Origin of the sequence: Streptomyces apricus (genome assembly GCF_008369065.1) — a bacterium.
In the GTDB taxonomy this organism is placed as follows: Bacteria; Actinomycetota; Actinomycetes; order Streptomycetales; family Streptomycetaceae; genus Streptomyces; species Streptomyces apricus.
In genome coordinates, this window is record NZ_VDFC01000015.1 from 250,929 (window position 1) to 258,120 (window position 7,192).

Below are 7,192 nucleotides of genomic sequence, written 5' to 3' on the forward strand. Positions count from 1 at the left end.
CCGCAGGGCCGGGAGTTTCTCGTCGACCGGGTGCTTGGCGAGGGGGACGGGTGCTGCGTCCTTGCTGCTGGACTCCGTACTGCGGGGCGTGTGCTGGGCGGCCACGGCGGCTCCCTCCCTGACACCCACGTCGACACCGACGTGTACCCGACCGGAGGAGCCGCCGTGGCCGCCCAGCACACGCCCCGCAGTACGGAGTCCAGCAGCAAGGACGCAGCACCCGTCCCCCTCGCCAAGCACCCGGTCGACGAGAAACTCCCGGCCCTGCGGATGGCGACCAGCGGTCTGCAGCACGTGGCCGCCATGTACGCGGGCGTGGTCGCCCCGCCCCTGATCGTCGGCGCGGCCGTGGGCCTGAGCCCCGCCGAACTGACCTTCCTCACCGGCGCCTGCCTGTTCACCGCGGGACTCGCCACCTTCCTGCAGACCCTGGGTATCTGGAAGATCGGCGCCCGCCTGCCCTTCGTCAACGGTGTCACCTTCGCCGGTGTCGCCCCGATGATCGCGGTCGTCAACTCCACCGAGGACAAGCGCGACGCGCTGCCGGTCATCTTCGGCGCGGTCATCGTGGCGGGCGCGCTCGGCTTCCTCGCCGCCCCCTTCTTCAGCAAGGCGGTCCGCTTCTTCCCGCCCGTCGTCACCGGCACGGTCATCACCCTCATCGGCATATCCCTGATGCCGGTCGCCTTCGGCTGGGCCCAGGGTCCCGACCCGGCCGCGCACGACTACGGTTCGGCCACCAACCTGGGCCTGGCGGGCGCCACCCTCCTCATCGTGCTGCTCCTGCGCCGCTTCACCCGCGGCTTCGTCAAGCAGATCGCCGTCCTGCTCGGCCTGGTCGCCGGCACGCTCGTCGCGATCCCGTTCGGGGTCACCGACTTCGCCCCGGTGGCCGACGCGGCCGTCGTCGGCTTCCCGACGCCCTTCCACTTCGGGGCACCCCAGTTCCAGCTCGCCGCGATCGTCTCGCTGTGCGTGGTGATGGTCGTCTCGATGACCGAGTCGACCGCGGACATGCTGGCGCTGGGCGAGATAGTCGACCGGCCGGCCGACGAGAGGACCATCGCCGCGGGCCTGCGCGCCGACACCCTCGGCTCGGCGATCAGCCCGCTCTTCAACGGGTTCATGTGCAGCGCCTTCGCCCAGAACATCGGCCTCGTCGCGATGACCCGCATCCGCAGCCGGTACGTCGTGGCCACCGGCGGCGGCTTCCTGGTCCTGATGGGCCTGTGTCCCATGGCCGCGTCGCTGATCGCGGTGGTGCCGCGCCCCGTGCTCGGCGGGGCGGGCGTGGTGCTGTTCGGGTCGGTGGCCGCGAGCGGCATCCAGACCCTGGTCAAGGCGGGCCTGGAGAAGGACAACAACGTCCTGATCGTGGCGGTCTCGCTGGCCGTCGGCATCATCCCGATCACCGCGCCGGAGTTCTACCACGCCTTCCCGGAGACCGCGAAGATCATCCTGGACTCGGGGATATCGACGGGCTGCGTGGCGGCCGTCGCCCTGAACCTCGTCTTCAACCACCTGGGCGGCGGCCGCGACCGCGACGAGGTGACGGCGCCGATGGAACCGGGCGAGGAGGTCGCCGCACGGCACGCGGGCGGGGCGCCGCGGACGGCGCCGGGGGTCTGAGGCCGTCACTGTCCCGGCCGCGCCCGGCCCCCGCACCTCCACCGGTGCGGGGGCCGGGCGCGAACCGCGCCTCCCCGCCTACCCGATGTGGAAGCTGTCCCCGTAGACCTGCCAGTCCAGCGGCGGGTCGAGGKTCAGGTTGCGGTTCCTGAGGAAGACCCGCTGGGCGGTGTCCACGCGGCTGGTGTCCTCGTGGGCCTCCTCCTGCTTCATCGCCCACACGCGGGCGTCGAGGAACGCGTGCAGGTATGTCACCTCGTCACCGCCCTGGGCCGGCGGCCTGGCCCGGCCCAGCGCCCGTTCGCGGATGGCGCCAAAGCTCGTGCCGTCGCCGCCGTTGCCGTGCATCACGACGGCGTCGTAGTACGCGAACTGCCCGAGCGTGCCGATGCCGTCCGCCTTGCCCCGCCGGACCGCCGGGTCGAAGTAGACGCGGTCCCGTTCGTCGTTCTGGGCCTGCTGGAAGGCCTGGTCCCGGGCGGCCCGGCGCCAGGCGTCCGGGTAGCCGGGGTCCAGACCCTCGTGCGAGTCGGTGCCGTCGACCCGGCGCAGCGCCGGCAGGTACCCGGCCAGCGGGTTGTCCGGGCTGCGCCGGGTGTACAGCTCGACGAGGTCGAGCATGTCGTGCGTGCCCGAGCAGAACCCGATGATGCCCGCGGTGTAGCCGCGGCCGTCGCGGATGTCCTCGATGTAGCCGTACTGCGCCTTCCAGTCCAGCGAGGAGTTCTCCGCGCTGGAGACGAGCTGCATGGCGATCTCCTTCTTCGCCGGGTCGTCGAGGCCGGGCCGCGCGGCGCTCGCGGGGGCGGCGCCGAGGACGGGGCCTGCGGCCAGGGCCGCGCCGATCGCCGTGAGGACGGTGCGGCGTGAGGTGTGGGGGGTGGGGGTGTGCACGGGGCCTCCTGTGGGGTGGAGTCACTCTTCCGTACTGTTAGGAAAGTTTCCTACCAGAGATGGAGCGTGACGTACACCGGCCAGTCCCAGCGAACCCCCGACCACCTGCGTGGTGTTGAACAACCCGGACGCCAGCCCGGCGTCCTCCTCCCGCACCCCGGACATCGCGAGCCCCGTCACCGCGGGCATCGCGGCCGCGAACCCGGCCGCGAGCAACAGCATCGGAGGCAGCACGTCGGCGGCGTACGACCCCTCCACCGGCACCCGGCTCAGCAGCCCCATGCCCGCCGTGATGAGCGCGAGCCCGGCGAGCAGCACCCGGTACGGGCCGAAGCGGCCGATCGTCCGGGCCGACAGCCCCAGCATCAGCACGCCGATCAGCACGGGCGCGGGCAGGAACGCCAGCCCGGTCCGCAACTCGCCGAACTCCAGCACCCGCTGGATGTAGAGCGCCCCGATGTACTGGAAGCCGAACATCGTCGCGACCATCAGGATCTGGACGCCGTTGGCCCCGGTGAGCAGCCGCGAACGGAACAGCCGCAGCCGCAGCAGCGGGCGCGCGGCCCGCGCCTGCCGCAGGGTGAAGGCCACGAAGAGCGCGAGCGAGAGCGCGGCCAGGGCCGCCGTGCCGCCCGCCGCACGCTCCCCGGCCCCCACGATCGCGTACACCGTCATCATCAGCGCGCCCGTGACCAGCGCGGCCCCCGGGTAGTCGGCCCCCCGGCCGAGCCCCGCGCCGCGGTCGGGGGCGAGGATCCGCAGGGCGGCGACCCACGCCACCACCCTGATCGGCAGGTTGATCAGGAAGATCCAGTGCCAGTCGAGCGCCTGGGTGAGCGCCCCGCCGAGGAACGTGCCGAGCGCGCCGCCTGCCGCACCGACCGCACTGAACACCGCGATCGCCTTCGCCTGTTCGCGCGGGTCGGGGAAGAGCGCGATCACCATGCCCAGCACGACGGCCGAGGTCATCGCCCCGCCGACGCCCTGCAGCGCCCGCGCCGCGATCAGCGCGGCCTGGCTCGTGGCGACCCCGCACAGCACGGACGCCGCGGTGAACACGACGAGCCCTGCGCTGAACATCCGACGGCGTCCTGTCAGGTCGCCGAGCCGTCCCGCGAGCAGCAGCAGCCCGCCGAAGGGGATCAGATACGCGTTCACCACCCAGGCGAGCCCCGGGGAGGAGAAACCGAGATCGCCCTGGATCGCGGGCATCGCCACCGTCACGATGCTGCCGTCGAGGATCGTCATCAATGCGCCCGCGCAGAGCACGACGAGGGACGCCCAGCGGGAAGAGGTTCGTTCTGCGGGGTCCGCCGTGGGGGACCCGGTTTGGAACGGCATGGTCACGGTCTCCGTATCGGTGCCGTACGGCCGGTACCGCGCGCGGCCGGTGCCGTGCGGTCCCTGGCCGTACGATCCATAGGTGCACGACATGTAACGGGGCACATCGTCAGTGACCATGGAGACCGGCCGTAAGGAGGCACTCGGATGTCCCGGGGGAACACCGGTGTTACCTCGCAGGTGGTGAACGCGCACGCGTGTCCCGTCCGCGAAGTTCTTGACAGGGTCGCCGGCAAATGGAGCGTGCTGATCCTCGTGGCCGCCGCCCACGGCCCCATCCGCTTCACCGAGTTGGAGCGCAGCATCGAGGGCATCAGCCGCCGCATGCTCACGCTGACCCTGCGCAACCTGGAGCGCGACGGGCTCGTCACCCGCACCGTCCACGCGACGGTCCCGCCGAAGGTCGAGTACGCGCTCACGCCGGTCGCGCAGGAACTGCACGCGTCCCTGCTGGGGCTCACCGACTGGGCCGAGCGGCACCGCGTCACGATCGCCGAGTCACGTGCCGCCTACGACGCCCGGCACGAGCCCGGCCACACCGACGTGTGAGAACGGACCCGGCACCCGGGGGAGTACAGGGCGGGCGGGCCCGTCACGGCCTCAGGCCCGGCGGGGTGACGCGAGCAGATAGCGGGCGCCGGTGCGTGGCTCCGTGTGTTCGCCGGCCTGCCAGCCCGCCCGCTCCAAGGTCGCCGCGCACCGCCGCAGCGCCTCCGCGTCCGCCTCGCGCACGGCGACGGCCTCCGGCTGCGGCGTCGCCCGCACCCGGTATCCGCCGGTCTCCGCGTCCGGTCCGGCCGGGCGCAGCCCCGCCGCCTCCAGCGCGAGGGCGGCCGCCTGCACCAGATGCGTACGCTCCCACGCGCACGGCCGGTCCACGGCGCCGCCCGTGTTGGTCATCCGGCGCAGCTCCAGCAGCCCCTGCCAGGCGCTGTGCACCTCGCGTGTCCGCGCCGGGCCCGCGTCGGCGGCCTCCTCGCCGCCGATCCGCGCGGCGAAGACCCCGGAGGACCCGCGAGCGGCGGCGGGGTCCGGGTCCGGGGCCGTCGGGGCCGGAACCGGCTCCGCCGTGGCGCTCTCCTCGCGTATCCGGTGCCCGGCCGGGGTGAGGAAGTGGTCGTGCGGCGGGCGCGGGTGCCGGAAGGCCAGGCCGTGCCTGACCCTTCGGGCGCGGGGCACGGCGGATCCGTTCCCCTGCTCCGACGGCTACGACCCCGCTCTGACATCGGCGCCCGCCCCCGGCCGTCCCGCCGCCCGCTCCCGGCCCGGTCGCCGCCGCCTATTGGCGGTAGCCGCTCAGGAACCGGCCGATCCGGCTGATCGCCGCGTCGAGGTCGTCGGCGTACGGGAGGGTCAGGATGCGGAAGTGGTCGGGGCGCGGCCAGTTGAAGCCGGTGCCCTGGACGACCTGGATCTTCTCGCGCAGCAGCAGGTCGAGCACGAACTTCTCGTCGTCGTGGATCCTGTGCACCGCGGGGTCGATGCGCGGGAACGCGTACAGCGCGCCCTTCGGTTTCACGCAGGAGACGCCGGGGATCTCGTTCAGCTTCTCCCACGCGCGGTCGCGCTGCTCGTGCAGCCGGCCGCCGGGCGCGGTGAGCTCGTGGATGGACTGCCGGCCGCCGAGCGCGGCCTGGATGGCGTACTGGGCGGGCGCGTTGGCGCACAGCCGCATGGAGGCCAGCATGGTCAGGCCCTCCAGGTAGCTCTTCGCGTGCTGGCGCGGGCCCGTCACGACCAGCCAGCCGGAGCGGAAGCCCGCCACCCGGTACGTCTTCGACAGCCCGCAGAAGGTGAGGACCACCAGGTCGGGTGCGAGGGCCGCGGCCGAGTGGTGCACGGCGCCGTCGTACAGGATCTGGTCGTAGATCTCGTCCGCGAACACCATCAGGCCGTGCCGGCGGGCCAGGTCGAGGATGCCCTCGATGATCTCCTTGGGGTAGACCGCGCCCGTGGGGTTGTTCGGGTTGATGATGACGACGGCCCGCGTGCGGTCCGTGATCTTCGCCGCCATGTCGTCCAGGTCCGGGTACCACTCGGCCTGCTCGTCGCACAGGTAGTGCACGGCCTTGCCGCCCGCGAGGGTCGTCACCGCCGTCCAGAGCGGGAAGTCCGGAGCGGGGATCAGGACCTCGTCGCCGTCCTCGACGAGCGCCTGGACGGCCATCGAGACCAGCTCGGAGACGCCGTTGCCCAGGAAGACGTCGTCCACGCCCACGTCCAGGCCCCGCTCCTGGTAGCGCTGCGCCACGGCGCGGCGGGCCGAGAGGATGCCGCGCGAGTCCGTGTAGCCGTGCGCCTGGGGGAGCATCCGGATCATGTCCTGGAGGATCTCCTCCGGCGCCTCGAAGCCGAAGAGCGCCGGGTTGCCGGTGTTGAGGCGCAGCACGCTGTGGCCCGCCTCCTCCAGCGCGTTCGCCTGCTCGATGACCGGGCCCCGGATCTCGTAACAGACCTCGCTGAGCTTGCTCGACTGCCGGAACTCCATGCGGTGCGCACCTCCAGGTTGTGGTGTTGCTTGGTTTTACCAAGTAGGCGCTTGGAAAGTCCAACAAGTTGTCTAGACTGCGTCGCATGTCACCTCGCCGAAGCTACGACCAGTACTGTTCCGCTGCCCGGGCGCTCGACGCCGTCGGTGACCGCTGGACCCTCCTGATCGTCCGCGAGCTGCTCGCCGGTCCGCGCCGCTACACCGACCTGCACGCCGATCTCCCCGGGGTCAGCACGGACGTGCTCGCCGCCCGCCTCAAGGACATGGAGCGCGACGGCCTGACGACCCGGCGCCGGATGCCCCCGCCCGGTGCGGTCCAGGTCTACGAACTCACGCCCCGGGGGCGGGAGTTGCTGCCCGTGCTCCAGGCACTGGGCGCATGGGGCGCCCCCCTGCTGGCGGACCGCCGTCCCACCGACGCGGTGCGCGCCCACTGGTTCGCCCTGCCGCTGCTGCGCGCGCTGGCGGACTTCGGCGAGGGGACGGTCCAGGTGCGCCTGGAGGAGGGCGAGTTCCACGTCCGCCCCGGCGCGACCGAGGGCCCGGTGTACGGAGAGGGCCCGGCCCCTGAGGAGCCGGACACCCACCTGGTCCTCGACACCGCGACCTGCACGGCCCTGGCCCGAGGCGACCTCGACCTCCTGGAAGCGGTCCGCACCGGCCGCGTCACGGTCACGGGCGACGGCCCCCTGGCCAAGGCCCTGCAAGAGCCCCGTTAGGGGCGCGGGGAACTGCGCGACCAGCCACAGCCCACCCGCACCCGAACGGACATGCGCGCCCGCGGCGTCACGCCCGCGGGCGCCCGCCCCCACGCGTCAACGCCTACCCCGCGACCCC

At 72.7% G+C, this 7,192-nt stretch carries 7 protein-coding genes; 3 read left to right on the plus strand and 4 right to left on the minus strand.

The window, feature by feature from the left end; translation table 11 throughout:
- The first annotated feature begins 270 nt into the window (after positions 1 to 270).
- Positions 271 to 1,629, plus strand: a complete 1,359-nt coding sequence (locus tag FGF04_RS06145; RefSeq protein ID WP_149510229.1) for a nucleobase:cation symporter-2 family protein — start codon at positions 271 to 273, stop codon at positions 1,627 to 1,629.
- A 78-nt stretch (positions 1,630 to 1,707) separates the two neighbouring features.
- Here FGF04_RS06145 and FGF04_RS06150 read toward each other — a convergent pair whose 3' ends face one another.
- Together FGF04_RS06150 and FGF04_RS06155 are read right to left on the minus strand one after the other, a co-directional pair.
- Complete coding sequence (locus tag FGF04_RS06150) at positions 1,708 to 2,523, minus strand: chitosanase (RefSeq protein ID WP_149510193.1); 816 nt, start codon at positions 2,521 to 2,523, stop codon at positions 1,708 to 1,710.
- A gap of 21 nt (positions 2,524 to 2,544) precedes the next feature.
- The gene (locus FGF04_RS06155; protein WP_149510194.1) at positions 2,545 to 3,864 is read right to left on the minus strand and encodes an MFS transporter; all 1,320 of its coding nucleotides are present in this window, start codon (positions 3,862 to 3,864) and stop codon (positions 2,545 to 2,547) included.
- A 147-nt stretch (positions 3,865 to 4,011) separates the two neighbouring features.
- Between FGF04_RS06155 and FGF04_RS06160 the strand changes: the two genes are divergently transcribed.
- Positions 4,012 to 4,413: a winged helix-turn-helix transcriptional regulator gene (locus FGF04_RS06160; protein WP_149510195.1), complete on the plus strand. Its 402-nt coding sequence runs from the start codon at positions 4,012 to 4,014 to the stop codon at positions 4,411 to 4,413.
- A 51-nt stretch (positions 4,414 to 4,464) separates the two neighbouring features.
- Here the strand turns inward: FGF04_RS06160 and FGF04_RS06165 are convergent, their stop codons facing one another.
- Together FGF04_RS06165 and FGF04_RS06170 are read right to left on the minus strand one after the other, a co-directional pair.
- On the minus strand, positions 4,465 to 5,043 hold the full coding sequence (locus tag FGF04_RS06165; protein WP_235882206.1) for a hypothetical protein: 579 nt from the start codon (positions 5,041 to 5,043) through the stop codon (positions 4,465 to 4,467).
- Positions 5,044 to 5,143: 100 nt separating this feature from the next.
- On the minus strand, positions 5,144 to 6,352 hold the full coding sequence (locus tag FGF04_RS06170; RefSeq protein WP_149510196.1) for a pyridoxal phosphate-dependent aminotransferase: 1,209 nt from the start codon (positions 6,350 to 6,352) through the stop codon (positions 5,144 to 5,146).
- 86 nt (positions 6,353 to 6,438) lie between these two features.
- On the opposite strand from FGF04_RS06170, the gene FGF04_RS06175 reads away from it, so the two are divergent.
- The gene (locus FGF04_RS06175) at positions 6,439 to 7,074 is read left to right on the plus strand and encodes a winged helix-turn-helix transcriptional regulator (protein WP_149510197.1); all 636 of its coding nucleotides are present in this window, start codon (positions 6,439 to 6,441) and stop codon (positions 7,072 to 7,074) included.
- The last annotated feature ends 118 nt before the right edge of the window (positions 7,075 to 7,192 follow it).

Bases quoted from the DNA above. Each gene is read 5' to 3' on its own strand.
- FGF04_RS06145 (WP_149510229.1), top strand. From the start codon at position 271: ATGGCGACCAGCGGTCTGCAGCACGTGGCCGCCATGTACGCGGGCGTG.
- FGF04_RS06155 (WP_149510194.1), bottom strand. From the start codon at position 3,864: ATGCCGTTCCAAACCGGGTCCCCCACGGCGGACCCCGCAGAACGAACC.
- FGF04_RS06160 (WP_149510195.1), top strand. From the start codon at position 4,012: ATGTCCCGGGGGAACACCGGTGTTACCTCGCAGGTGGTGAACGCGCAC.
- FGF04_RS06170 (WP_149510196.1), bottom strand. From the start codon at position 6,352: ATGGAGTTCCGGCAGTCGAGCAAGCTCAGCGAGGTCTGTTACGAGATC.
- FGF04_RS06175 (WP_149510197.1), top strand. From the start codon at position 6,439: ATGTCACCTCGCCGAAGCTACGACCAGTACTGTTCCGCTGCCCGGGCG.